This is a genomic window from Acinetobacter sp. 1130196 (assembly GCF_000588095.1).
GTDB classification, from domain to species: domain Bacteria; phylum Pseudomonadota; class Gammaproteobacteria; order Pseudomonadales; family Moraxellaceae; genus Acinetobacter; species Acinetobacter nosocomialis.
Window position 1 is genome coordinate 1 of sequence record NZ_JFWX01000125.1, and the last position, 625, is coordinate 625.

The 625-nt window shown below is 34.9% G+C and carries 1 protein-coding gene and 1 pseudogene; both read left to right on the plus strand.

The window, feature by feature from the left end:
• A pseudogene (locus J671_RS0105450) lies at positions 1-131 on the plus strand (DNA-binding protein); the annotation flags it as partial.
• A 262-nt stretch (positions 132-393) separates the two neighbouring features.
• Positions 394-625: SMR family transporter (locus tag J671_RS24790; RefSeq protein WP_031983792.1), on the plus strand; the 232-nt coding region annotated here is incomplete at its 3' end.

The window sequence follows — 625 nt, forward strand, 5'->3', positions numbered from 1 at the left end:
ATAACGACAAACATGACGGATTGACTACTCCGGAAAAAACGGAAAATAAGCGTATTCCGGTGCCGGAGCCGGTTGAACCGGAGCAGCCGAAAAGAGGGTGGTTAAGCCGGTTTTTCTTGCCGAATGGCTAAGGGTACTATTCAACTGAGCTAATCAAAGTTGTAAGGATTTGATTAAAGAATAGCCATATTACGTGAAAGATCACAAAAAAAAGCCCGTACAGGGATGTTCGGGCTATAAACTTTGAAATAAGTATATGAATTTCAAGGTAAATTATGACACATTTCGTATAAGGTGTATTATGTTAATTTTAGAAAATCTAAAATAATTATTGATAATTTTTTTTTGAAAATTTAACATACCTTCCGATTGGTATTTTAGGTATGATTACTTATGAACAGTGTGTTACTCGCTTATGTATTACTTGGATTTGCAATAGTTTCCGAAGTGATTGGAAGTAGTTTTTTAGTTAAATCGGAAGGGTTTACAAAACTTTTTCCAAGCGTGATGGTCTTTATTTTTTTTAGCACGGCATTTTATTTATTATCACAAGTTATTAAAACAATCCCTTTAGGTATCGCATACGCTATATGGGCTGGTGTTGGGATTGTTCTAACTGCTGTAG